The sequence below is a fragment of the Massilia sp. LMS1-1-1.1 genome, assembly GCF_040815535.1.
GTDB classification, from domain to species: domain Bacteria; phylum Pseudomonadota; class Gammaproteobacteria; order Burkholderiales; family Burkholderiaceae_D; genus Janthinobacterium; species Janthinobacterium aestuarii.
This window is the reverse complement of record NZ_JBFPNG010000023.1, coordinates 537,936-562,945: the sequence shown is the minus strand read 5'-3', so window position 1 is coordinate 562,945 and position 25,010 is coordinate 537,936. Positions and strand designations below refer to the sequence as shown.

At 60.5% G+C, this 25,010-nt stretch carries 18 protein-coding genes and 1 tRNA gene; 14 read left to right on the top strand and 5 right to left on the bottom strand.

The features are described 5' to 3' along the window. Positions 1 to 99: 99 nt before the first annotated feature. The 4 genes from MRBLMS1_RS17515 (at position 100) to MRBLMS1_RS17500 (ending at position 2,668) form a co-directional block, all read left to right on the top strand. Positions 100 to 582, top strand: a complete 483-nt coding sequence (locus MRBLMS1_RS17515) for an Lrp/AsnC family transcriptional regulator (protein ID WP_034752896.1) — start codon at positions 100 to 102, stop codon at positions 580 to 582. A 78-nt stretch (positions 583 to 660) separates the two neighbouring features. Further along, positions 661 to 1,617, top strand: coding sequence for a prolyl aminopeptidase (gene pip, locus MRBLMS1_RS17510; protein ID WP_485880696.1), 957 nt, complete (start codon positions 661 to 663; stop codon positions 1,615 to 1,617). Positions 1,618 to 1,729: 112 nt separating this feature from the next. Continuing rightward, positions 1,730 to 2,170, top strand: a complete 441-nt coding sequence (locus MRBLMS1_RS17505) for a DUF2721 domain-containing protein (protein ID WP_034752898.1) — start codon at positions 1,730 to 1,732, stop codon at positions 2,168 to 2,170. A gap of 42 nt (positions 2,171 to 2,212) precedes the next feature. Continuing rightward, positions 2,213 to 2,668, top strand: a complete 456-nt coding sequence (locus MRBLMS1_RS17500; RefSeq protein ID WP_034752899.1) for a hypothetical protein — start codon at positions 2,213 to 2,215, stop codon at positions 2,666 to 2,668. A 1-nt stretch (position 2,669) separates the two neighbouring features. Here the strand turns inward: MRBLMS1_RS17500 and MRBLMS1_RS17495 are convergent, their stop codons facing one another. Continuing rightward, positions 2,670 to 3,251: an SRPBCC family protein gene (locus MRBLMS1_RS17495; RefSeq protein WP_223278957.1), complete on the bottom strand. Its 582-nt coding sequence runs from the start codon at positions 3,249 to 3,251 to the stop codon at positions 2,670 to 2,672. A 161-nt stretch (positions 3,252 to 3,412) separates the two neighbouring features. Here MRBLMS1_RS17495 and MRBLMS1_RS17490 point away from each other — a divergent pair, with 161 nt between their 5' ends. Further along, the gene (locus MRBLMS1_RS17490) at positions 3,413 to 5,458 is read left to right on the top strand and encodes a 2,4-dienoyl-CoA reductase FMN-binding domain-containing protein (RefSeq protein WP_485880692.1); all 2,046 of its coding nucleotides are present in this window, start codon (positions 3,413 to 3,415) and stop codon (positions 5,456 to 5,458) included. A gap of 57 nt (positions 5,459 to 5,515) precedes the next feature. Here MRBLMS1_RS17490 and MRBLMS1_RS17485 read toward each other — a convergent pair whose 3' ends face one another. The 3 genes from MRBLMS1_RS17485 to MRBLMS1_RS17475 form a co-directional block, all read right to left on the bottom strand. Beyond that, entirely contained in the window at positions 5,516 to 7,228 is a 1,713-nt protein-coding gene (locus tag MRBLMS1_RS17485; protein ID WP_128140941.1) for a cation:proton antiporter domain-containing protein, read from the bottom strand. 211 nt (positions 7,229 to 7,439) lie between these two features. After that, entirely contained in the window at positions 7,440 to 8,561 is a 1,122-nt protein-coding gene (locus MRBLMS1_RS17480) for a beta-ketoacyl-ACP synthase III (RefSeq protein WP_128140942.1), read from the bottom strand. Between the two features lie 197 nt (positions 8,562 to 8,758). Continuing rightward, the gene (locus tag MRBLMS1_RS17475) at positions 8,759 to 10,201 is read right to left on the bottom strand and encodes a S41 family peptidase (protein ID WP_070304461.1); all 1,443 of its coding nucleotides are present in this window, start codon (positions 10,199 to 10,201) and stop codon (positions 8,759 to 8,761) included. A 367-nt stretch (positions 10,202 to 10,568) separates the two neighbouring features. Between MRBLMS1_RS17475 and MRBLMS1_RS17470 the strand changes: the two genes are divergently transcribed. The 3 genes from MRBLMS1_RS17470 to MRBLMS1_RS17460 all read left to right on the top strand — a co-directional run bounded on the left by MRBLMS1_RS17470 (position 10,569) and on the right by MRBLMS1_RS17460 (position 15,297). Then, positions 10,569 to 10,790, top strand: coding sequence for a hypothetical protein (locus MRBLMS1_RS17470; protein ID WP_456148198.1), 222 nt, complete (start codon positions 10,569 to 10,571; stop codon positions 10,788 to 10,790). A 174-nt stretch (positions 10,791 to 10,964) separates the two neighbouring features. Further along, entirely contained in the window at positions 10,965 to 13,040 is a 2,076-nt protein-coding gene (locus tag MRBLMS1_RS17465) for a M13 family metallopeptidase (RefSeq protein ID WP_485880688.1), read from the top strand. A gap of 181 nt (positions 13,041 to 13,221) precedes the next feature. Beyond that, positions 13,222 to 15,297, top strand: coding sequence for a M13 family metallopeptidase (locus MRBLMS1_RS17460; RefSeq protein ID WP_485880686.1), 2,076 nt, complete (start codon positions 13,222 to 13,224; stop codon positions 15,295 to 15,297). Positions 15,298 to 15,436: 139 nt separating this feature from the next. Here MRBLMS1_RS17460 and MRBLMS1_RS17455 read toward each other — a convergent pair whose 3' ends face one another. Beyond that, positions 15,437 to 15,997: a c-type cytochrome gene (locus MRBLMS1_RS17455; protein ID WP_072455912.1), complete on the bottom strand. Its 561-nt coding sequence runs from the start codon at positions 15,995 to 15,997 to the stop codon at positions 15,437 to 15,439. Positions 15,998 to 16,196: 199 nt separating this feature from the next. Between MRBLMS1_RS17455 and MRBLMS1_RS17450 the strand changes: the two genes are divergently transcribed. From MRBLMS1_RS17450 to MRBLMS1_RS17425, 6 genes are all read left to right on the top strand, one after another. Continuing rightward, positions 16,197 to 16,272 (top strand) — tRNA-Arg (locus MRBLMS1_RS17450). Between the two features lie 157 nt (positions 16,273 to 16,429). Beyond that, on the top strand, positions 16,430 to 18,100 hold the full coding sequence (locus tag MRBLMS1_RS17445; RefSeq protein WP_485880684.1) for a DNA glycosylase AlkZ-like family protein: 1,671 nt from the start codon (positions 16,430 to 16,432) through the stop codon (positions 18,098 to 18,100). A gap of 533 nt (positions 18,101 to 18,633) precedes the next feature. Continuing rightward, positions 18,634 to 21,291 (top strand): TonB-dependent receptor, encoded by a 2,658-nt coding sequence (locus MRBLMS1_RS17440; protein ID WP_485880682.1) that lies wholly within the window; start codon positions 18,634 to 18,636, stop codon positions 21,289 to 21,291. Positions 21,292 to 21,399: 108 nt separating this feature from the next. Continuing rightward, positions 21,400 to 22,752, top strand: a complete 1,353-nt coding sequence (locus MRBLMS1_RS17435; protein ID WP_485880680.1) for an MFS transporter — start codon at positions 21,400 to 21,402, stop codon at positions 22,750 to 22,752. 24 nt (positions 22,753 to 22,776) lie between these two features. After that, entirely contained in the window at positions 22,777 to 23,724 is a 948-nt protein-coding gene (locus MRBLMS1_RS17430; protein ID WP_485880678.1) for a glycoside hydrolase family 43 protein, read from the top strand. Positions 23,725 to 23,741: 17 nt separating this feature from the next. Beyond that, positions 23,742 to 24,812 (top strand): aldose epimerase family protein, encoded by a 1,071-nt coding sequence (locus tag MRBLMS1_RS17425; protein WP_485880676.1) that lies wholly within the window; start codon positions 23,742 to 23,744, stop codon positions 24,810 to 24,812. The last annotated feature ends 198 nt before the right edge of the window (positions 24,813 to 25,010 follow it).

Genomic DNA, 25,010 nt, shown 5'->3' with positions numbered 1-25,010 from the left:
CCCCCATTATGTTCTTGCGGCGATGAAATGTGCTTGCTTTTCCTGCCCCGCATGCCCTAGTATTTGGGTAGATTCCACTCGTATAAAAACAAAAATTAGATGAAAATTTCAGAAGTTAGTCTCGACGCCACCGATTTGCAGATACTCAGGCTGTTGCAGGATGAAGGAAGGCTGTCGAATGCGCGCCTGGCCGAGCGCTTGAAACTGAGCGAAACCCCCGTCTGGCGCCGCTTGCGCCGTCTGGAAGAGGAAGGTTTTATTACCGGCTACCAGGCTTTGCTCAACCGCAAGAAGCTGGGCATCGGCCTGGTCGCGTTTGTCCGGGTCGTGTTCGCCAACCATGGCGGCGAGCAACCGTCGCAGTTCGAACAAGCGATCGCGACGATTCCCGAAATTCTGTCGTGCCACAACGTGGCGGGCGAAGCCGATTATTTCCTGCAAGTGGTGGCGCGCGACCTGGAAGCGTATGGCGAATTCGTCTCGACTGTGCTGCGCCGCCTGCCTGGCGTGGCGGAAATCCAGTCCAGCCTGTCGATGCGCGAAATCAAGTCGTCGAACCGCCTGCCTTTGCTGCTGGCCTGAGGCGCCGGGCGCGCACTATAATTGGAACAGTTGCCAGGACTCGCGCCTGGCGCCCTGACCGCCACTCCAAGGACCGCCATGCCCGATTCCCTGTCTCCTTTGTTTCCCGCCCTGTCGCCGAACCGGCACGGCATGCTGGCGGTCGATGACATCCACACCATTTATTGGGAAGAGTGCGGCAACCCCGACGGCATTCCCGTGCTGTTCCTGCATGGCGGCCCCGGCGCGGGCCTGTCGCCGCAGCACCGCCGCTTTTTTGACCCGCAGCGCTACCGCGTGATCCTGTTCGACCAGCGCGGCGCCGGCAAGTCCACGCCGCTGGGCGAATGGCGCAACAACACGACGCAGTTGCTGATCGAGGACATCGAACGCTTGCGCGCCCAGTTCGGCATCGCCCAATGGCTGGTGTTTGGCGGCTCGTGGGGTTCGACCCTGGCGCTGGCGTATGGCCAGGCGCATCCTGAAGCCTGCCTCGGTTTCGTGCTGCGCGGCATTTTCCTGTGCACGCAGGCGGAAATCGACTGGTTCATCGAGGGCGTGCGCTGGTTCTACCCGGAACTGTACGCGGAGTTCGCCGCACCGATTCCACCAGAGGAACGGGGTGACCTGCTGGCGGCCTACGTGCAACGCATCCTCAGCAGCGATCCAAACGTGTACTGGCCGGCCGCGCGCGCCTGGAGCCGCTTCGAAGGGCGCCGCGTCTACCTGATGCCGCAGCCGGAAGATGCGCCGAACGATGCGCTGGACTTGGGCGTGGGCCGGCTCGAATCGCATTACATGGCCAATCTGGGTTTCTTCGAGGAAGACCAGCTGATCCGCAACATGGGGCGCATCGCGCATTTGCCGGCCGTCATCGTGCAAGGACGCTACGACGCCATCTGCCCACCGCTGTCGGCCTACCGCCTGCAGCAGGCCTGGCCAGGCGCGCAGCTGGAAATGATCCCGGACGCGGGCCATGGCGCGCTCGAGCACAGCATCGCTTCGGCGCTGGTGCGCGCCACCGAGCGCTTCGTGCCGGGGCGCGGCTTCGCATGAACTGTGAACATGCCGGTTGGCAAAGCTGCCAGCCGGCGTGTGCCACCTGCTACACTATGGCCTGTGCTGGCGCCAAGGTCGGGCGCCGGTGTGAACCCACGACTTTTTATCCATGAACATACAGATCGGCGACATCGGCCATATCATCCAGCTGGCGATTGCGCCGGTTTTCCTGTTGACCGGTATCGGCACCATGCTGGTGGTGCTGACCAACCGCCTGGGCCGCATCATCGACCGCACGCGCGTGCTGGAAGACCGGCTCGACATCGGCTACAACGATTTCTATATGGATGAGCTCGATACCTTGTATCGGCGTACCCATTTGATCAATTATTCGATTTCGCTGAGCACGGCGTGCGGTTTCTTCGTCTGCGTCATCATCGCCATGCTGTTTTTGGGCGATATTCTGAACCTGACCCTGGACAGATACATCGCGGCCTTCTTTGTGCTGGCCGTGATTTGCCTGATCGGCTGTTTTATTTATTTACTGCGCGAAATTTATCTGGCCGCGACGGCCCAGCGCATCCGGCGCCATATCCGCCCGCCACGTTAAGCGGCGCGCCGGTTTACCCTACTATTGAAGAACGAGTCCAGCATGCACGATTACAAACGTCCCCCCACCCTGCACCGCTACGGCCAGCGCAGTGAACTCGAGCTGGCCCTGAGCCTGGGCCAGTTCCGCCTGGCGCCGGCGGGCAATTGTCTGACCCTGAGCTTTTCGCAAGTGTGGGACAAGCAACTGTTCGACCTGTTCGCCCCGGCCGACGCTTGTTTGATCATCCACAATACGGAAGAATTCGGCGAACGCCTGCACCGCGCCGTGCAGCGCACCTTGCCCAGCTGGGCAGGCATCGATGGCCTCGTCGAATACGGCCAGCGCGCTGCCCTGGGCGCCGCCTTCACCAAGACGCGCGCCGAAGCGCCCGAGCAGGAATGGCTGTTCGCCTGGCGCTCGATGCAGCCGCAGGCCAGCCTGAACCCCGTCACCGTGAAACTGGGCAGCCTGGAAAACTTCGCGGAAATCCGCGACCGCGACACGTACTTGGCGTAGTTCAGCTCGATTTGTCGGCGTACTGGCTGTCGATGCGGGCCAGCACGGCCGCCATCATGCGCTCGATATCGCCGCGTATCATGGTCGTGCCCAGCATGCCGGGCACATAGAAGCCCGGCATCAGGCGGCTGGAAAAGACGATGCGCGTGCCGCCCGTCTCGGGCACGGGATACAGATTCCAGCGCGATTCGTAATGCCGCATGTCGCCGGAGATCAGGGCGATGTCGATGGACGTGAACGGCGTTTCCGTGGCCCGCACCACCAGGTGGATGGGGTGGTTCATGAACAGGAAGCGCGCCATGCCCTGCTGCTCGATGATGACTTCATTGCCGTTGCGCGACAGCACGCGGCAGGAACTGAGGTCGGGCACGAATTCACTCATGCGCTCATAGGTGGTCAGGGTCTTCCACACGGACGCCGGCGGCGCCTGCACGCTGGCGCTGGCATCGACTTCATACATGCGCTGCCCGTCGACCTCGATGCGCTTGACCTCGACCTTGAGCTTGTCCAAGCGTATCGCCTGTGCCAGCGCGGTAGCGGGGACGGCGCACAGCATCAGCAGGCAGAGGAAGAGTCGCTTCATGCCAGCTAGCCTACGGGAAAGTACCGCCCGGCACAAGCTGTACCCGTCGCCGGCCCGCGCGCCGGGCGATTTAGAACTCCCGGTCTAGAGAAAGTCGCTGCGGCGATCGGCAATGCTTGCTACCGTACGGCCTGCATACCACTTCTACCGGACCGATCACCATGACTGCCTATCCTCACCTGCTGGCCCCGCTCGACCTGGGTTTTACCACCTTGCGCAATCGAGTCATCATGGGGTCCATGCACACGGGCCTGGAAGACCGCTTTTATCATTATGGCAAGCTGGCCGCCTTTTACCGCGAGCGGGCGCGCGGCGGCGTGGGGCTGATCGTCACGGGCGGCATCTCGCCGAACCGTCAGGGCTGGCTGCTGCCGTTTGGCGGCACCTTGAATTTCCTCGGCGACGTGCCCAACCACCGCAAGGTGACGCGCGCCGTGCACGAGGAGGGTGGCAAGATCGTCATGCAGATCCTGCATGCGGGCCGCTATGGCTATCAGCCGTTCGTCGTCTCGGCGTCGGCCAAGAAATCGCCGATCTCGCCATTCCGTCCCCGTCCCTTGAGCGAGCGGGGAATCGAACGCACCATCTGCGACTACGTGCGCTGCGCGCGCCTGGCGCAAAAGGCGGGCTACGATGGCATCGAGGTGATGGGCAGCGAAGGATATTTATTGAACCAGTTCCTGTGCGCGCGCACGAATCTGCGCCAGGACCGCTGGGGCGGCAGCATCGAGAACCGCATGCGCCTGCCCGTGGAGATCGTGCGCCGCATCCGCGCCGCCGTCGGCCCCAACTTCATCATCATGTACCGTCATTCCTTGCTCGACCTGGTCGAAGGCGGCAATACCTGGGAGGACGTGGTGACGGTGGCCAAGGCGCTGGAGCAGGCGGGCGTGACGATTTTGAATACCGGCTTCGGCTGGCATGAGGCGAGGGTGCCCACCATCGTCACCTCGGTGCCGCGCGCCGCGTTTGCTTCCGTGGCGGGCCGATTGCGCCGCGAAGTGACGATTCCCGTGGTGGCCTCGAACCGTATCAACATGCCGCACGAAGCCAACGCCATCCTCGAGCGGGGCGACTGCGACCTCGTGTCGATGGCGCGCCCCTTCCTGGCCGACCCTGATTTTGTCGCCAAGGCGGCCTCGGGACGCGCCGACGAAATCAATACCTGCATCGGCTGCAACCAGGCCTGCCTCGACCACACGTTCGCCAACAAGCGCGCCAGCTGCCTCGTCAACCCGCGCGCCTGCCATGAAACGGAACTCGTGTACGCGAAAAAGGCCGTGCCGCGCAAGGTCGCCGTCGTCGGCGCGGGCCCGGCCGGCTTGTCCGCCGCCTGCGTGGCGGCCGAATGCGGGCACGAGGTCACCCTGTTCGACAGCAGCGATAGCGTGGGCGGCCAGTTCAAGGTGGCCATGCAGATTCCCGGCAAGGAAGAATTCACGGAAACCATCCGCTATTTTGCGCGCCGTCTGGCGCTGCTGGACGTCAAGCTGCGCCTGGGCCAGCGCGTGACGCGCGAGCAATTGCTGGCCGGCGGCTACGACGACGTCATCGTCGCCACGGGCATCAAGGTGCGCTTGCCGGCCATTCCCGGCATCGACCATCCGAAGGTGCTGTCGTACCTCGATGTGCTGCAAGCCAAGAAGCCCGTGGGCGCGCGCGTGGCCATCATCGGCGCGGGCGGCATCGGTTTCGACGTGGGAGAGTATCTGCTGCACGACCCGGCGCATCCATTGCCGCAACCCGTGGCGACGTGGGCGGGCGAGTGGGGCGTGGACTTGAACGCGGCGACCGGTGGCGGCCTGGTGCCGCCCGTGGCACCCCATCCCGTACGGCAAATCTTCCTGTTGCAACGCAAGACGTCGAAAGTGGGTGCCGGATTGGGCAAGACGTCGGGCTGGGTGCACCGCGCGGCGCTGGCGCGAAACGGCGTGGCCATGCTGGCCGGCGTGAGCTACGACAAGATCGACGAGCAGGGCTTGCACATCACCGTGGGCGGCGAGCAGCGCCTGCTGGCGGTGGACAACGTGATCATCTGCGCCGGCCAGGACAGCTTGACGGAACTCATGCCGCCCACCGACAAGGATGGCAAGCCCTTGCAGGCTGGCGGCCCCCGTTTCCATAAAATCGGCGGCGCCGCGCTGGCGGCGGAACTCGATGCCAAGCGGGCGATACGGGAAGGGGCGGAGCTGGCCGCCAGCCTGTAAAAAGAAAGCCTGCCGGCTGGGTAGCGGGCAGGCTTGCTGGACGGGAAGGACGCTGGCTTAATGCCCGCCATGCCCCTTCTTCGCCGTCTCAAAACTCTGCAGCACATGCTCGGCCATGCCATTGGCCAGCTCGTGCTCGCCAATAAACACCTTGCCCGCGTTTTCCGCGCGCAGCAATTCCGCCTCTTCTTCGCTATGCGTGCGCACCACCGTCAGGATGGCGGGGTTCAGCGCGCGCGCCGTCTCGATCATGGCGCGCACGTGGAAGGTGTCCGGCGTGGCGATGACGAGCATGGTGGCGTGCGTGATGTGCGCCTGGATCAGCACGGCCGGTTCGCCCGCATTGCCGGCCACAGCGGGAATGCCCTGCTTGCGCAGCTGGTCGACGATTTCACGGTTTTCCTCGGCCACGACAAAGTGGATACCCCGCTCCATCAGGGCGGCGGCGATGCGCCGGCCCACGCGGCCATAGCCGACGAGCACGATCTGGCCCGACAGTTTTTCCTGCGGCACGGTCATCGGCAGCTCGGCCAGCGGATCGGTCGTGCGTTCGAACTTGCGCGCGAAGTCGCTGTTGCCGATCACGCGCAGCAGCGGCTTGGCCATGCTGAAGACAAGCGGGTTGAGGGCGATCGACAGGATGGCGCCGGCCAGGATCAGGCTTTGGCCTTCCTGCGGCATCAGGCCCAGCGAAAGGCCCAGCGCGGCCAGGATGAACGAGAACTCGCCGATCTGCGCCAGGCTGGCCGAGACGATGATGGCCGTTTTCGGCGGATAGCGCAGCGCCATCACGAGCAAAAAGGCGGCGATCGATTTGCCGAAGATAATGATGGCGCATACGGCCAGCACTTGCAGGGGCTTGTCGATGAGGATATTCGGCTCGAACAGCATGCCGACGGAAACGAAGAACAGCACGGCGAACGCGTCGCGCAGGGGCAGGGATTCTTCCGCGGCGCGGTGACTGAGTTCGGACTCGCGCAGCACCATGCCGGCGAAGAAGGCGCCCAGCGCGAACGACACGCCGAACAGCTTGGTCGAAGCGTAGGCGATGCCGACGGCGGCCGCGATCACGCACAGGGTGAACAGTTCACGCGAGCCGGTGCGCGCCACTTGCCACAAAATCCACGGGAACAGCTTGCGGCCGACGACCAGCATGAAGACGATGAAACCGGCCACTTGCCCCAGGGTCACGGCCAGGGTTTGCCACAGGCTGACGGCCTCGGCGCCAGGGGCGACCTTGCCGCCCAGCGCGCCGGCAAACGCCGGCAGCAGCACCAGCACCAGCACGGTGACGAGGTCTTCGACCACCAGCCAGCCGACGGCGATGCGGCCATTCAGGGAATCGAGGATGCCCCGTTCTTCCAGCGCACGCAGCAGCACCACGGTACTGGCCACGGACAGGGCCAGGCCAAAAATCAGTCCGCCACCAAGGGTCCAGCCCCACCAGTGGGCCAGGCCCATGCCCATCGCCGTGGCGACGCCGATCTGCAGGATGGCGCCGGGCAGCGCGATCTTGCGCACGTCCCACAAATCGTCGATGGAAAAGTGCAGGCCGACACCGAACATCATCAGCATCACCCCGATTTCCGCCAATTGTCCCGCTATTTCCGCATCCGCCACAAAACCGGGCGTGGCCGGTCCGATGATGATGCCGGCGGCCAGATAGCCGACCAGTGCCGGCAGTTTCAGGCGCGCGGCGATGAAGCCGAAGATGAGGCCAAACCCGAGGGCGGCGGCGATGGTGGTAATCAAGCTGATGTCATGGGGCATGCGTGTGGGGTTCCTTATGGGGACGTGCGGGTAGAAAAAGATGTTGCTCAGCGACCAAGTATAAACGCTTCAAAGCCCCTGCCGGAAAATTTCCTGCGGCTTTATTGCAAAAAACCAGTGCTATATCTTCGTCCAGGTGGCCGCGAACGCATGCCTATCCACCTTGAACATCGCCTAATTCAAGGTATCAAACGATGTTACACCCATGCGCTCAGACCTTGCGCACGACCACGCAGCCGATGGAATAGCCGGCGCCAAACGAGCAGATGACGCCGGTGCTGCCCGCCGCCATGTCATCCTGATATTTATGGAAGGCGATGATGGAACCGGCCGACGAGGTGTTGGCATAGGTGTCGAGGATCACGGGCGCCTCATTGGCTTGCGCGTCGCGGCCCAGGATCAGGCGCGCGATCAGCAAGTTCATGTTCAGGTTGGCCTGGTGCAGCCAGTAGCGGGAGACTTGCGCCACTTCCACGCCGGCCTTGGCCAGGGTCGCCTTGATCATTTCGGCGGCCATCGGGCACACTTCCTTGAAGACCTTGCGGCCTTGCTGGCGGAACAATTTATCGGCCTGGCCCACGCCGGACTCGTCAAAACGGTTGAGGAAGCCGAAATTGTTGCGGATGGCGTTAGAGAAGCGCGTTTTGAGTTCCGTGCCGATGATCTCGAACTGGTGCTGCGACACGGCCGTATCTTTCGCTTCGACGATGATGGCGGTGCAGGCGTCGCCGAAAATGAAATGGCTGTCGCGGTCGCGCCAGTTCAGGTGGCCGCTGGTGATTTCGGGATTCAGGACCAGCACGGCGCGCGCCTGGCCGCTTTGCACGGCGGCCACGGCTTGCTGGATGCCGAAGGTGGCGGACGAGCACGCCACGTTCATGTCAAAGCCATAGCCATCGATGCCCAGCGCATCCTGCACTTCCACGGCCATGGCCGGGTAGGCGCGCTGCATGTTGCTGCAAGCGACCAGTACCATGTCGATATCGGCTGGCGTGCGGCCGGCGCGGGCCAGCGCATCGCGCGCGGCGGCGACCGCCATTTCCGCCTGTAGCGACAGTTCGTCATCGCCCCGTTCCGGGATGCGGGAGACCATGCGCGCCGGATCGAGGATGCCTTCCTTTTCCATCACGAAGCGCGACTTGATGCCGGATGCCTTTTCGATGAAGGCCACGCTCGACAGGTCCAGCGCCGTCACCGTGCCTGCGGCGATCGCGTCGGCGTTGTCGGCATTGAACTTTTCCGCGTAGGCATTGAAGCAGGTGACCAGCTCTTCGTTGGAGATCGAAAATGGCGGCGTGTACAGTCCGGTACCGCTGATGACGACTTGTTTCATGGTTAAACTTTCAAATTTGGCAATCGACGTGGCGCCGATAAGTGAAGCAAATTTTACACAAACGGGCTCGACTGTAGAGAGTTTCGTGTTGCGGGGCAGGGCGATGTGTGGCGGAAGATTGATTTTTGTCGCGTGGAGCGGTGCTGGGGGGATTGCGTGTGATGGGGTCAGACCCGCCGGGTCTGACCCCAAACTGCTTACTTCTTCTGTTCTTTCTTGACGTCGGCTTGCACCACCACCGGTTCGGCCTTGGCCAGTTGCACTGGCAAGCCCTTCAGGTGATTGAGCGCCTGGTGCAACTGAAAATCGTCCTTGCTGCCAAATTCCAGCGGCTTGCGGGTCTTTTCCAGGGCGATGATGCGCAATTGCTCTTCCATCTCGTCGTTGACGGGGGCCGCCTTGGTACTTTCCTTGTCGCGGTCGTTGCTCAGGTGCTTGGTCAGGTCCGCTTCACGGATGCGCAAGCCGTTCAAGCCGTCGCCATCCGCATTTTCATCGACCAGCAGGTCGGGCACGATGCCCTTGGCCTGGATCGAGCGGCCATTCGGCGTGTAGTAGCGGGCCGTCGTCAGCTTGACGGCCGTGTCGGCTGTCAGTTGGCGGATGGTTTGTACGGAACCCTTGCCGAAGGTTTGCGTGCCGATGATGGTGGCGCGCTTGTAATCCTGCAGGGCGCCGGCGACGATTTCCGAGGCCGAGGCCGACCCCGTGTTGACCAGCACTACGAGCGGCACTTTCTTGATGGCGGCCGGCAATTTCGCCAGCGCGTCGCCTTCCGAGCGGAACGTATAGTATTCGGCGCGGCCGTAGAACACCTGTTTCGAGTCCGGCAGCTGGCCGTTGGTCGAGACGATGGCCGCGTCCTTCGGCAGGAAGGCGGCCGAGACGCCGATGGCGCCCTGCAGCACGCCGCCCGGATCGTTGCGCAGGTCGAGCACCATGCCCTTGATGTTCGGATCTTGTTGATATAGCGCCGTGATCTGCGCGGCCATGTCGTCGACGGTCGGTTCCTGGAATTGCGACACGCGCAGCCAGGCGTAGCCCGGTTCGACCATCTTCGCCTTCACGCTTTTTTGATGGATTTCCTCGCGCGTGATGGTAAAGGCCAGCGGCTGCGCTTCATCCTTGCGGGCAATGGTCAGCGACACCTTGGTGCCCGGTTCGCCGCGCATGCGCTTGACGTTGTCGTCGAGGCTGACGCCTTTCACGGGCTGGCCATCGAGGCGGGTGATCAGGTCGCCAGCCTTGATGCCGGCGCGGTAGGCGGGCGAATCCTCGATGGGCGAGACGATCTTGATGTAGCCGTCTTCGCTGAGGCCAATTTCAATGCCGAGGCCGACGAACTTGCCTTCGGAGCCTTCGCGCAGCTCGGCGTAGGCTTTCTTGTCCAGGTAGGCGGAATGGGGGTCGAGCGAAGCAACCATGCCGGAAATGGCGTCTTCCAGCAGTTTCTTGTCTTCGACGGGCTCGACGTAATCGGACTTGATCAGGCCAAACACGTCGGCCAGCTGGCGCAGCTCTTCCAGCGGCAGGGGCGGCTCGACCGTTTTTTGCGCCATGGCGGAAAATTGCAGCGACACGGCGACGCCGGCCACCACGCCCAGGCCGATCAAGCCGGTATTTTTGAGTTTGCCCATCATTGCACCTTTGCAGCTAGCGTGTCTTGCACAAGCGCCAGTCCCCGTGGAGCGGCGCTTTGTTGAAAGTATAGACCTGAATCTCTGCCGGCGTGGGCCGGCTATGGAAAAAGCGTGCCTGGGGCCAGTCTACGCGCGAAAACGGGGCTGCCAGCTTGCCATATGTTGCGGTTTTGTATGCGATGTATAGGGAGTCTTGAGGGGAGTAAGCATTTGTAAGAGTCGAAAAAAAGCGTGTGCGGCGGCCCTATAGTGGACTCGCATTCTCGACCCGAAGTGGTTTTGCCTGCGTCCGCGGACGCAGGCTTTTTTTTATCCGCGGGCTCCGGCTCATTTAGACTGGAGCTTCTTTCTTCCCAGCAGATAAAAAATGTTAACTGATTTGCAGGCACGTGTCTCGCTCGAAGCGCTGATTGAAAAGTATCTGAGGGGGCGGGATCCTGATGCCGGCCTGCTGATCGACATCGTTCAGGACCCGTCACGGCAAGTGCCGATTAGAGGTGTGCTCGAAGCTATCGGGCAGTTCAACAACACGCAGTTCACGCAACAGGAACTGGCGCTGATCGACGACCTGCTTTATCTGTATGGATAAACGCTGCATGTGCTGTTCCAGCCCACGCCATGCTCGCCGGACTGGACAATGAAAGCCCCTTGAGCCTGGCCGAACTGAGCGGCGCGTGCTACATTCCTGCAGCGCCTGGCGCGGAGGGCTATCCGCCCGCAGCTATCTGCCCGGTCTTTTTGACATGCCCCATAAGGACAATTCGTGAATCGCTATCTCTTGAGCAGTCTGACCCTGACCCTGTTGGCTGCGTTTGCCCATGCCGCCGAACCCGTATCCGCCGCTGCCGCCCCGACCGTGGCCCCAAGCGCCGCGCCTGCCGCCGCTGGCGTCGTTTCCGGCATCGATGTGCAGTACATCGACCCCGCCGTGCGCGTGCAGGACGATTTCTTTACCCATTTGAACGGCAAGTGGCTGGCGACGGCCGAGATCCCTGCCGACAAGTCGAGCTGGGGTTCGTTCGCCAAGCTGCGCGATGACACGACACCGCAATTGCGCGGCATCATCGAAGCGACGCAACAGGACAAAAACAAGAAGGCCGGTTCCGAAGCGCAGAAAATCAGCGACCTGTACGCCAGCTACATGGATGAAGCCAAGCTCGATGCGCTGGGCACGAAGCCGCTGGCCGGCGAACTGAACCGCATCCGCTCGCTGCGCGACAAGAAGGGCGTGCCGGCCCTGATCGCCCACCTGAGCCAGACGGGCGTGTCGACCCCGTACGCCGTCTATGTGGGCCAGGATGCGCGTGCCTCGACGAAATATGCGGCATATGTCAGCCAAAGCGGCCTGGGCATGCCAGACCGCGATTACTACCTGGAAGCCAAGCAGGCTGGCGTCAAGGAAAAATACCAGGCGCACGTGGAAAAAATGCTGGCCATGGCCGGCGACAAGAACGCCGCCGCGCGCGCCAAGGCGGTCGTTGCGCTGGAAACGGCCCTGGCCGAAGTGCAATGGACCAAGGTCGAGAACCGCGATCCCGTCAAACGCTACAACAAGACCGACATCAATAAGCTGAACGACCTGACCCCGGGCTACGACCTGAAGTCGGGCCTGGCCGCCCTGGGCATCGCCAACAAGGTCGATTACGTCATCGTCAACCAGCCAAGCTACCTGGCCGGCTACAACAAGGTGCTGGCATCAAGCGACCTGGACACCGTGAAAGCGTATTTCGAATGGCAGTTGCTGCGCAGCTATGCCAGCTACCTGTCGAAAAACTTCGTCGATGAAAGCTTTGCCTTCTACGGCACGGTACTCAGTGGCGTGAAGGAAAACCAGCCGCGCTGGAAGCGTGGCGTGGGCGCCGTCGAAGGCGTGTTGGGCGAAGCCGTCGGCAAACTGTATGTCGCGCAATATTTCCCGGCAGAGCGCAAGGCGCACATGCAGGAACTGGTGAAAAACGTGCTGGCCGCCTACAAGGACAGCATCGATACCCTGGACTGGATGAGCCCGGAGACCAAGAAGGAAGCGCAAGCCAAGCTGGCCAAGTTCACGCCGAAAATTGCGTATCCGAACAAATGGCGCGATTACACGAAGCTGCAAATCGTCCCGGGCGACTTGGTGGGCAACATGATGCGCGCCGCCAACTTCGGCTCCGCGCGCCAGGTGGCCAAGCTGGGCAAACCGATCGACCGCGAAGAATGGGGCATGACGCCGCAGACGGTGAACGCCTATTACAGCTCGACGATGAATGAAATCGTCTTCCCCGCCTCGATCCTGCAGCCGCCGTTCTTCGACGCCAACGCGGACGACGCCGTCAACTATGGCGCCATCGGCGCCGTCATCGGCCATGAAATCAGCCATGGCTTCGACGACAAGGGCAGCCAGTCCGATGGCGACGGCAACCTGCGCGACTGGTGGACCCCGGCCGACCGCAAGAATTTTGCGGCCAAGGCCGATGCGCTGACCAAGCAGTACGATGGCTACAGCCCATTGCCTGGCTATCACGTCAACGGCGCGCTGACCCTGGGCGAGAACATCGCCGACAACTCGGGCGTGGCGATCGCCTATAAAGCCTATAAAATCTCGCTGGGCGGCAAGCCGGCGCCCGTGCTGGACGGTCTGACGGGCGACCAGCGCTTCTACATGGGCTTTGGCCAGGTGTGGCGCAGCAAGATGCGCGAAGCGCAGCAGATCGTGCAGATCAAGACCGACCCGCATTCGCCAGGCCAGTACCGCGCCAATGGCACCATGGTCAACCAGCCAGGCTTCTACGAAGCGTTTGGCGTGAAACCGGGCGACAAGATGTATGTCGCGCCGGAAAACCGCGTGATCATCTGGTAAACGTCGTATCCATGTAAACGTTATCTTGTCACAACAAAAAAGACCACTTGCGTGGTCTTTTTTGCATTCTGGCCAAAGTTTTTTCTGTCATTTCGGCCGGTATGCTACAGTCAAAAACCGGGCCAGAAGCCTTGGGCCTTCTGACCCTTATATTCCACACAATATAATATAGAGGACAACCGTGAATCGTTATTTGTTAAGTGCTTTGACCCTGAGTTTGCTGGCCGGCGTGTCCGGCATGGCTGGCGCCGCTGATGCGGCCAAGAAAGCCGCCGCCGCTCCCGCCACGGCCGTCGCGTCTGCGGCGCTGACGTCCGGCATCGCCGTCGAATACGTCGACCCTGCCGTGCGCGCGCAGGACGACCTGTTCCAGCACCTGAATGGCAAATGGCTGGCGGAAACCGTGATTCCTGCCGACAAGTCGAGCTGGGGCAGCTTTGCCAAGCTGGCCGACGATACGCAAACGCAGCTGCGCGGCATCGTCGAAGGCGCTGCCGCCGACAAGGCACGCGCGGCCGGTTCGAATGCCCAGAAAATCGGTGATTTCTATAACAGCTTCATGGATGAAGCCAAGCTGGAAAGCCTGGGCTTGAGCCCATTGAACGCGGAGCTGGCGAAGATCGCGGCGCTGCAGGACAAGGCGGAGTTGCCGGCCGTGATCGCCCACTTCAGCAAGCTGGGCGTGACCTCGCCTTACGACTTCGGCATCCACCAGGACGCCAAGGATTCCACCAAATACGTGGCCGACATCGTGCAAAGCGGCCTGGGCTTGCCTGACCGCGATTATTACCTGGAAGAAGGCAAGGCCGATACGCGCGCCAAATACCTGGCCCACGTGGAAAAAATGCTGAGCTTGGCTGGCGACGCGAACGCGGCCGCCAATGCCAAGGCCATCCTGGCGCTGGAAACGGAACTGGCCAAGGCGCAATGGAGCAATGTGCAGAACCGCGACCCCGTCAAAACCTACAACAAGGTGGAACTGGCGAAACTGGCCAGCGTGGCGCCAGGCTACGACTGGGCCCGCTACCTGAAGGACACGGGTATCGCCGGTAAGGTCAATTATGTGATCGTCAGCCAGCCCAGCTACCTGAAGGGCTTTGCCGAGATCGCCAACAAGACGCCGCTGGAAACGTGGAAAGCGTATTTCCAGTGGCACTTGCTGCACGCCAATGCCGGCTACCTGCCGAAAGCGTATGTCGATGAAAACTTCGCGTTTTATGGCACCACTCTGACGGGCGTGACGGAAATGCGTCCGCGCTGGAAACGCGGCGTGGGCGCCGTCGAAGGCGCGCTGGGCGAAGCCGTGGGCCAGCTGTACGTGGAGCAATATTTCCCGGCCGAGCGCAAGGTGCGCATGGAAGCGCTGGTGAAAAACCTGATGACGGCCTACAAGCAAAGCATCGACAAGCTCGACTGGATGAGCCCCGTCACCAAGAAACAGGCGCAAATCAAGCTGGCCAAGTTCACCACCAAGATCGGCTATCCGAACAAATGGCGCGATTACTCGGGCCTGACGGTGGCGCCGGACGACTTGATCGGCAACATCCAGCGTTCGCACCTGCTCAACTACAACCGCGAGCTGAACAAGCTGGGCCAGCCCATCGACCGCGACGAGTGGGGCATGACGCCGCAGACCGTGAACGCCTATTACAATCCTGAGCTGAACGAAATCGTCTTCCCGGCCGCCATCCTGCAAGCGCCGTTCTTCGACGCCAACGCGGACGACGCCGTCAACTATGGCGCCATCGGCGGCGTCATCGGCCATGAAATCAGCCACGGCTTCGACGACCAGGGCGCCCAGTACGACGGCGACGGCAATTTGCGCGACTGGTGGACCAAGGCCGACCATAAAAACTTCGCCAAGAAAACCAAGCAGCTGGTGGCGCAGTACAACAGCTTCAGCCCGGTGAAAGGCCACTTCGTCAACGGCGAACTGACCCTGGGCGAGAACATCGCCGATAACTCCGGCGTGGCGATTGCCTATAAAGCGTATAAATTGTCGCTGAACGGCAAGAAAGCCCCCGTCATCGACGGCTTCACGGGCGAGCAGCGCTTCTACGCGGGCTTTGCCCAGGTATGGCGCATGAAGATGCGCGAAGCGCAGCAACTGGTCTTGCTGAAAACGGACCCGCACTCGCCAGGCCAGTTCCGTGCCAACGGCACCATGCGCAACCAGCCCGGCTTCTATCAAGCCTTCGACGTGAAACCGGGCGACAAGATGTATCTGCCACCGAAAGACCGCGTCATCATGTGGTAACAGCAGTGCCAACGCGCTAGCATCGAGCCGCCCCGCTATCAAGCCCGGGCGGCTTTTTTACGCCGTGTGATCTGGCACAAACTGCAGGCGAAAAAAAACCGCCCATACGGGCGGTTCCTGGTTCAGCGCGCTGGCTGAATTATTTGGCAGGCTCGGCTGCAGGAGCAGCACCGTCAGCGGCAGCGGCTGGTGCCGGCACTTCCGGTTCCTTGAACTTGCCGCCCGACGCGTTGGCGATGTAGACGACGGCGCGCGCCACTTCCACATCGTCGAGGTCGGGATTGCCGCCCTTGGCCGGCATCGCGCGCAAGCCTTCGATGGCGTGCTTCAGGACCGTATCGTAGCCCTGGGCCAGACGTGCAGACCAGCCGCCCACGTCGCCAAATTTCGGTGCACCGGCCACGCCGGCGCCATGGCAAGCCACGCAGGTCGCCGTGTAGACGGCTTCGCCGCTTTGCAGCACTTTCGGACCGCTGGCATCCTTGAAGGTAAAGCCAGCATTGGCAACCGGACTCAAGCGCTCGGCAATGGCTTCCGGCGACTGGCTGTCCGTACCGGCGCCCGTCAGTTTTTGCGCCGTGACGAACTGCACCAGCAGGATGATGCCGATGACGGTGACGAGGAAGAAGCCAGCTACGGCGGCAAGCAATTGTTTAGGCGTTTTGATCGCTGATTGTTGTTCGTTATGTGCGTCGCTCATGATGTCCTTAGTCCAGATTTGAAACTGATGGCCGTGTAAGGTAGCATTTTTACATGCTTGGATGTAAACCTTTATGAAACCCACAATTATAGGCACAAAAATTGAGCAGTGACATGCAATTGCCAGCGATACGACAGTTTCCGTAGACGTAGGTAAAGAAAAACGGTATCCTTCGCATCACTTCAGAAATTCCCCCTACGCGGCTGTAGCTCAGTGGATAGAGTATTGGCCTCCGAAGCCAAGGGTCGTGGGTTCGATCCCCGCCAGCCGCACCAGACAAACCAAGACCTTGCGCTTTCCTTCCGGGTTCTTGCTGTTCATTGATTAATGCTTTACATGGTTAGCCTTTTCGTGGATGTACGCGAGCTGCACCATGATGTATCTTTCATGTAGTGATACCTTATTTTCTATCCAAGCAAAGAGCCACTGCATATGATCCTCGAGCTACCGCTGGTCGAATCACTGACGGTTGAATTCAAGAGCGACCGGAAACGCTTACCTGATCGTGAGCTTGTTGAAGCGGTCATTTGCCTCGCAAATGCCGAGGGTGGACAGTTATGGCTAGGGGTAGAGGACGATGGTATCCCGACTGGATTACATGCTGAACGTTTGGAATTGACGGGACTGGCAGGGCTTATCGCGGCCCGGACATCACCTTCCTTGGCGGTCAATTTCAAGGCTGTCATCGTGGGTGAAGTTCGTGTCGCCTGTATCTTTGTTCCCAAGGCCCATGGTGAGGTCGCAACTACTTCTGGTACTTATCTCCGGCGCCGCATCAAGGCTGATGGACAGCCTGAATGTGTGGCCATGCTGCCGCATGATCGTGCCAGCCGGGTTAGCAGTTTTGGTTTGATGGATGCGTCAGCTCAAATAGTCGCAGGGGCATCATTGAGCGATCTCGATCCATTGGAACGCGAACGCTTGCGTCAGAGTGTGCAGCAATATGGTGGTGACCGTGTGTTGCTGGAACTCGATGATGAAGCGCTCGATGGTGCCTTGGGGCTCACTGCGCGCTTGAGTGATGGCAGCCGTGCACCGACTTTGGCTGGCCTCTTGCTCATTGGCCGGGAAACGGCATTGAACGAGTTGGTTCCCACACATGAATTTGCTTTTCAGGTGTTGGCGCGCGAAGCAGTGACGTTTAATGAATTCCGCCGCTTTCCTTTGCTAAAAGCGTTAGATTGGCTGGAAACGAATTTCCGTCCCTATAATCCCGAACGGGAGATCCAAGTCGATCTCTTTCGTGTCCCGGTACCTAAAGTAGATTTTGGGGCCTTTCGGGAAGCCGTTGCAAATGCCTTGGTGCACCGTGACTATCATCGCTTGGGCGCAGTGCATGTCCGTATGGATGATGATGGCTTGACGATCAGTAATCCAGGCGGTCTGGTGGATGGCGTCACCTTGGCAAATTTATTAACGACCGAACCGCGACCGCGCAATAGAGCCTTGGCCGATGCCATGAAACGCATAGGCTTGGTTGAGCGTTCTGGTCGTGGCGTAGATAAAATTTATCGAGGACTGCTACGTTTTGGACGATCCGAGCCCGATTATCGCCGCACTGATAGCACCAACGTTGTTTTGCGTCTGGATACAACGGATGGGGATGAGGCATTCCTGAAGCGTGTGATTGAAGAGGAAGGGCGTCGCGGTGGCGAGTTACCGATAGATAGCCTTATCGCCTTGGCTGCATTGCGTGGCATGAAACGCATGACAACGGAAGAACTGGCACTGCATATTCAGCGGGAACCTGCGCAAGCCAAACGTACTCTCGAGGCACTCGTTGAGGTTGGATTGGCGCAGGCACATGGTATGGCCCGTGGCCGGACGTACACCTTGGCCGCTGGTTTGTACCGTGCTGACGGTGATAAAGCCGCCTATACACGGCAAATGGGATTCAGCGGTCTTCAGCAGGAACAAATGGTTTTGAGCTATGTACAGCAACATGGTTCGGTGCGGCGTGCCGAGGTGGCTGAGCTATGCCGCTTGACTTCGCTGCAGGCGAAAAATTTGCTGAAACGTTTGCGAGAGTCTGGCCAACTCCTGCAGCGAGGTGAGCGCCGCACTGCATATTATGTGCCAAATGATGGCACGACATCGCTTTAATGGTTTGGCTATTTTTGGATTATTTTGGACTTCTTTGGACATCTTTGGATATCCGTATGTGATTTCCGCCGATTGAACTGTACCGTAGCCCAAACGGCCCATCCTGGCCGTTTGGGCTGAGGGTTACTGCAGCAATGTCAACCATGTCTGCGTCGTCGCCTTCGACGAGGCTGGATGTCAGCCTGTGATAAGGCACTATCTGTCAGCACATACAAGCCCCACTCGGCGACTATCGGGTAATTACTACCGTTTTCTCTGAGCATGTCTTCCACCAAGTCGGGTGAATCGCCACGACCTTTGTCAGACCCACAGCGTTACTTCCGTATGCATCAATCCCGTCATTTTTGTCCCTGACGCCCCTGCCGTTGTCTGTTTGCAACCTCCAAAGTCCCTCAGCCGCTGATATCAATATTGATATCGAAACAGTGGAAAAATTGATTGGAGAGATTATCGCCCAGCCCCTAAGATAAACGCCGAGCATGCGAACGACATGCAAGCGATACAAAAAATATCAATACAATATCTGGAGATTCATGATGCGCAACGCCACCGGCCCGCTCGCGGCCACTTCCCCTCGTCCATTCACCTTGAAGGCAGCCGTTGCGGCACTGGCCGGTATTGGTTTGCTGAGCACGGCTTCGGTCTGGGCGCAGGATGCGGTGGCGGCCGATGCCGGTGCCGAGCCTGCTGCGGAAGTGTCGGTCGTGACCGTCAGCGGCGTGCGCCGCTCGGCCCAGAACTCCCAGCAGATCAAGATGCGCTCGGACCAGGTCATCGATTCCATCGTGGCTGACGACATCGGCAAATTCCCCGATAACAACGTGGCTGAAACCCTGGCGCGCATTTCAGGTATCCAGATCCGCCGCGATTCGGGCGAGGCGAGCGCCGTCATGATCCGCGGCTTGCGCGATGTCACGACCCTGCTCAACGGCCGCGAACTGTTCACCACCACGGGCCGCTACGTCAACCTGGCAGACATTCCCGCCACCATGCTGCAGCGCGTTGACGTGTATAAGTCGCAGGGCGCGGACCAGGTCGAAGGCGGCGTGGCCGGCATCATCGACGTGCGCACCAACCGTCCGTTCGACTTCAAGGACTTCACGGCCAGCGTGAATACGCGCGCCGTCTACAGCGACAAATCCAAGGCCACCGACCCGAACATCAGCGGCATGCTGTCGAACCGCTGGAAGACGGGCATCGGCGAAGTGGGCGCGCTGCTGGGCCTGTCGCAGCAGCAGCACCGCTACCATGAAGAGCGCGCGTTCAATACGGCGCCCGTGGATAAAAGTTTCCTGTCGCCGGGTTTGACGGGGCCGGACCAGGTGGGCTTGCTGCCGATCAAGGGCGACCGCCGCCGCACGACCGCCAATGCCGTGCTGCAATGGCGTCCGAACGCCGACGTCGAGTTGTACGCGGAAGGCATGGCCACGCGCTTCCTGCTCGATGCCGAGTCCGATTACTTTGTCGGCTTGCCATGGTGGGGCACGCCCGTGTCGGCTACAAAAATTCCCGGCACCAACCAGCTGCAAACGCTCACATCCACCAACGTCAACACCATCATGTCGACGCAGGCGAACAAGAACCAGACGAAGACGCATCAATTTGCCGTCGGCGGCTTGTGGGATATCAATTCCGAATGGCGGTTCACGTCGGAAGTGGCCAGCACCAAAAGTACCTATGCCTGGCGCAATCCCATTCTCGATGCGATTACCGTCGTGCCGAATGCTCGCATCAATACCAACCAGAACGGCACCTTGCACGTGGACTACACGGGCGTCGATTTGCAAGACCCGTCGAATTACTATTTGAAGGGTTTCTTCGACCGCTACGGCCGTGACCAGGGCAGCTCGAACGACGTGCGCGCCGACCTGGCGTACACGCCCAGTGCCGGCGGCATCTTCAAGGAAATCAGCGTCGGCCTGCGCGGCGTGAAGCGCGAAGCCGAATCGATCAAGAGTTTCGAGGGCAATGCGGAAGCACCGGACGTGTCCGGCGCCGCGTTTCCGTTCGGCCGCCAGAGTGTGACGTCGATTCCGGGCCTCAATTGTCTGTCGGAACCGATGTCCAGCGGCGGCCCCGACTATGGCTTGAAGCAGTGGTACACGCCGTGCGCCAGCTTCCTGCTCAATAACACGGGCACCATCCGCGAAGCCGTCACGGGCAGCAGCGCGGCACGGGCCATGGACCCGGGCTCGTTCTTCAAGGATACGGAAAAGACGTACTCGATCTATACCAAGGCCAAGGTTGCCTTCAAGCTGGGCGCCTATCCCGTCGATGGCACCCTGGGCGTGCGCGTCGTGCGCACCGAACAAAGCCTGCAAGGCAACAGTTCGCAGGATGGCGTCTACACGCCCGTCATCAGCGACACGGCCAGCACCGACGTGCTGCCGAGCGTGGCCCTGAAAATCAAGCTGCGCTCGGACCTGGTCGGCCGCTTCGCTGCGGGCCGCACCATCAGCCGTCCCGGCTTTTCCCAGTTGAACCCGGGCGTGGCCCTCGTCAACTCGACGGAAACGGTGAAGGCGACGGGCGCGGGCGGCAATCCGAATTTGAAACCAGTCACAGGCGACAATGTTGACGCGGCACTGGAATGGTATTTCGCGCCCGCCGGTTCCGTCACTGCTACCGTGTTCCACCACAAGTTCGACGGTTATATCCAGCAACGCATTTCCAGCGAAACCATCGCCGGCAAGACCTATGATGTGGACCGCCCATACAACACTGCCGCCGGCAAGCTGCAAGGCCTGGAAATTGGCTACCAGCAGTTCTATGACGGTTTGCCTGGCCTGTTGAGCGGCCTGGGCCTGCAGGCGAACGGCACCTACATGAGCGGCACCACGGACGACGAGACGGGCAGCCATGCCATCACGGGCGTGTCGCGCTATGCCTACAACCTGGTGCTGCTGTACGAAAAAGACGCGTGGTCGGGCCGCCTGGCTTACAACTGGCGCTCGAAATTCGTCGACAGCTACAACCAGGGCGGCCCCGGCCTGGACTTGAAAGTGGCGTCGACGGCCCAGCTCGACGGTTCGCTGTCGTACAAGATCAACGACCAGTTCACCGTGACCCTCGATGGGAATAACTTGCTCGACACCAAGTTCAAGGATTACTGGAACACTGCGGGCGTGTATCCGCGCGACACGCGCCGCTATGACCGCACGGTAGGGTTATCACTGCGCTGGAAAATGTAAGTTGGTCGCACAGTAAAAATCAAGGGCGTTGCCATGGTTTCGGCCGGCAACGCCCCTGTCAGTTGGGCAGTCACGCACGATTCATCATAAAAAGAATGGACGGAAAGCATGGAGACGCAAAAATTATCTACCGTTGAAAAGGTCGGCTTCGGCGCCGGCGACATGGCGCTCAATGTCGTCATTTCGTCGATGATGTTGATCATCACCTTTTTCTATACCGATATCTATGGCTTGAAAACCACCGACCTGGCCCTGCTGTTCGTGGCCGTGAAAGTCATCGGCGCGATTGCCGACCTGGTCATGGGCCAGATCACCGACCGCTACAGCTTTGCCTCGGGCCGCTACCGTCCATATCTGCTGTGGCTGGCCGTGCCGTATGGCGTCAGCGTCTTCTTTGTCTTCAGCACGCCCGAGTGGCACTATGACGCCAAGCTGATCTGGGCATACTCGACGTATATCCTGATGACCATCATGACGGCCGGCGTGGGCATTCCGTATATCTCCCTGATCAGCGGCCTGACCAGCGATCCGCAAGACCGCCTGTCGGCCAACGGCTACCGCCTGTTCTTCGCCAAGATCGGCGCCTTCATGGTGACCATCGTCGTGCCGGTTCTGTCGCAGCGCTGGGGCGGCGGCAACCCGGCCGTCGGCTACCAGGCGGCCATGGCCGTGATGGCCGTCATGGGCGTGGCCCTGTTCCTGTTCTGCTATTTCTCCACCACCGAGCGCGTCGTGCACGTAGTGGAAAAGCAATCGTTGCTCGACCAATTGAAAGTGCTGCTGCAGAACGACCAGTGGCTGGTGCTGTGCGGCGTGTGCGTCACGGGCACCATCGGCTACGTGGTGCGCGGCTCGGTCGCCATTTATTACGCGAAATACTATCTGGGCGGCAGCACGGAAACCGTGGCCGCCTTCCTCACGACCGGCGTGGTGGCCGCCATTCTGGCCATGATCGCCTCGACCTGGATCACCAAGTTTTACTGCAAGGTAAAACTGTTCCGTTACACGCAGATCGGCGTCGCCCTGATCAGCCTGGCGATCTATTTCTTTGTGAAGCCGAGCGACACCGTGCTGGCTTTCGCCCTGTATTTCCTGCTGTCCTTTGTCGTGGATTTGCATGCGCCCGTGTTCTGGTCGGCCATCGCGGAAACCATCGATTACGGTCAAGTCAAGACGGGCAAGCGCGTCTCCGGCTTCGCCTTTGGCGGCATCTCCGTCTGCCAGAAGGCGGGCATGGCGGTGGCGGGCGGCCTGGTAGGCGTGCTGCTCGCGTATTTCGACTACCAGCCCAACCATGAGCAAACGCAATTCGCCCTGAACGGCATCGCCCTGATGCTGTCGATCATCCCCGGTTTCTTCCACTTGCTGATGGGCTTGCTGATGTTCAAGTACCGCATCAGCGATGCGTACTACAGCGGCGTGAAGTCGGAAATGCACAAGCGCGGCTACGTGGCCGCGTAAGAATAATTGAATGGAGCAAGCAACATGGCAGACATCTTGACACCGTTGATCGAACAGCGCGCCGACCCGCATATCTACCGTCACAGCGACGGCTATTATTACTTTACGGCGTCCGTGCCCCAGTACGACCGCATCGAACTGCGCCGCGCCGACAGTATCGCCGGCCTGGCCGACGCGCAAACGGTCGACGTGTGGCACAAGCCGGAAACGGGCCCGTACAGCGAACTGGTGTGGGCGCCGGAATTGCACTTCAACCAGGGCGCCTGGTATGTGTACTTCGCCGCCGCGCCAAGCCGCGAGATCAAACATAAGTTGTTCCAGCACCGCATGTATGCGATTCGTAACACGAACGCTAATCCGCTCGAAGGCGAATGGGAATTCATGGGCCAGATCGACACGGGCATCGACACCTTCTGCCTGGACGCCACCACCTTTACGCACGATGGCGTGCTGTATTACCTGTGGGCGCAGAAAGATGTCGCCATCGAGGGCAATTCGAACCTGTATATCGCGCCGATGGCCACACCGTGGCAGCTGGCCGGTCCGCCCGTGATGCTGAGCAAGCCGGAATTCGACTGGGAAATCCGCGGCTTCTGGGTCAATGAGGGGCCGTCCGTGCTGAAGCGCAACGGCAAGATCTTCATCAGCTATTCGGCCAGCGCCACCGATGAAAACTACGCGATGGGCTTGCTGTGGGCCGACGACTCTGCCGACCTGCTCGATCCAGCGGCGTGGACCAAGTCGCCCGAGCCCGTGTTTGCCACCTGCTACGAGCACGGCATTTACGGTCCCGGCCACAACAGCTTCACGACGGCCGGCGATGGCGACGGCGTATTGCTGGTGTACCATGCCCGCACCTACACGGAAATCGTTGGCGACCCTTTGTGGAACCCGGACCGCCACACGTTTGTCAAACCGTTGCGCTGGGATGCGCAAGGCATGCCCGTGTTTGGCCGCTCATCGACCCTGTAAAACCTGGACCTGACGCCATGACCCCAGTTGATTCTGTTTCAGTGACGCAATTGCCGTTCGGCATCTTGCCCGATGGCCAGCACGTCAGCGTATTTACCCTGACGAACCGCCAGGGCATGCAAGTCAAGGTGCTCGACTTTGGCGCCATCATCAGCGAAATCCACGTGCCGGACCGCGACGGCAACTTTGCCGACGTGGTGCTGGGTTTCGATCGCATCGAGCCGTATCTGCACAACAGCGCTTTCCTGGGCGCCGTCATCGGCCGTTTCGGCAACCGCATCGCCGAGGGACGTTTCAGTCTCGACGGCAAGGATTACCAGCTGGCCGTCAACAACCCGCCCAATCACTTGCATGGCGGAAACCAGGGTTTTCACCAGGTCATGTGGCAAGCCGCGCCGTTCACCAGGGACGACGCCGTCGGTATCACGTTCACGCGCAGCAGCCCGCATGGCGAAGACGGCTACCCGGGCAAGCTGGATGTCACCGTGGTCTACGAACTGGACAACGATAACGCGCTGAGCCTGCGCTATCACGCCGTGACGGACCAGGCCACGCCGATCAACTTGACCAACCACAGCTATTTCAATCTGGCGGGGCAGGACGATATCCTCGGCCACGCGTTGTCCATCAACGCGGACCGCTACCTGCCCGTGGACGCGGGGGCTATCCCCACGGGCGAACTGGCGGACGTGTCCGGCACGCCGTTCGACTTGCGCCAGAGCACCGTTCTCGGCAGCAGCATTGATGTGCCGCATGAGCAGCTGCGCATCGGCCGCGGCTACGACCATAACTTTGTGCTCAATAAACAGACAGATCACGGGCTGAACCTGGCCGCCACCGTGCGCGATCCCGTTTCCGGGAGGGTGATGCAGGTGTACACGCAGGAGCCGGGCATCCAGTTTTATTCCGGTAATTTCCTCGACGGCAGCCAGCAGGGCAAGCAGGGCGCCATCCGCTATCGCGGCGCGCTATGCCTGGAAACCCAGCATTTTCCGGATTCGCCGAACCAGCCGCATTTCCCGAATACCATTTTGCGCCCGGGCGAGGTGTATCAGACGGAAACGGTCTATCGGTTTTCCGCAGAATAATCGTCGCAGACCCCGAAAACCTTCCACGCCCTGCCGCCACGCGCCCGCAGGGCGTTTTCATTGGTGCTTATGGATATCATTTTCGATATCGGAACGCATTAAAAATTGATTGGAAAGGCATGGCAGGATTCTTTAGTATTCCAACATCGCTGCCCGGGCCGACGACATTAGATCCGGCATGGCACAACCAGGAGAATG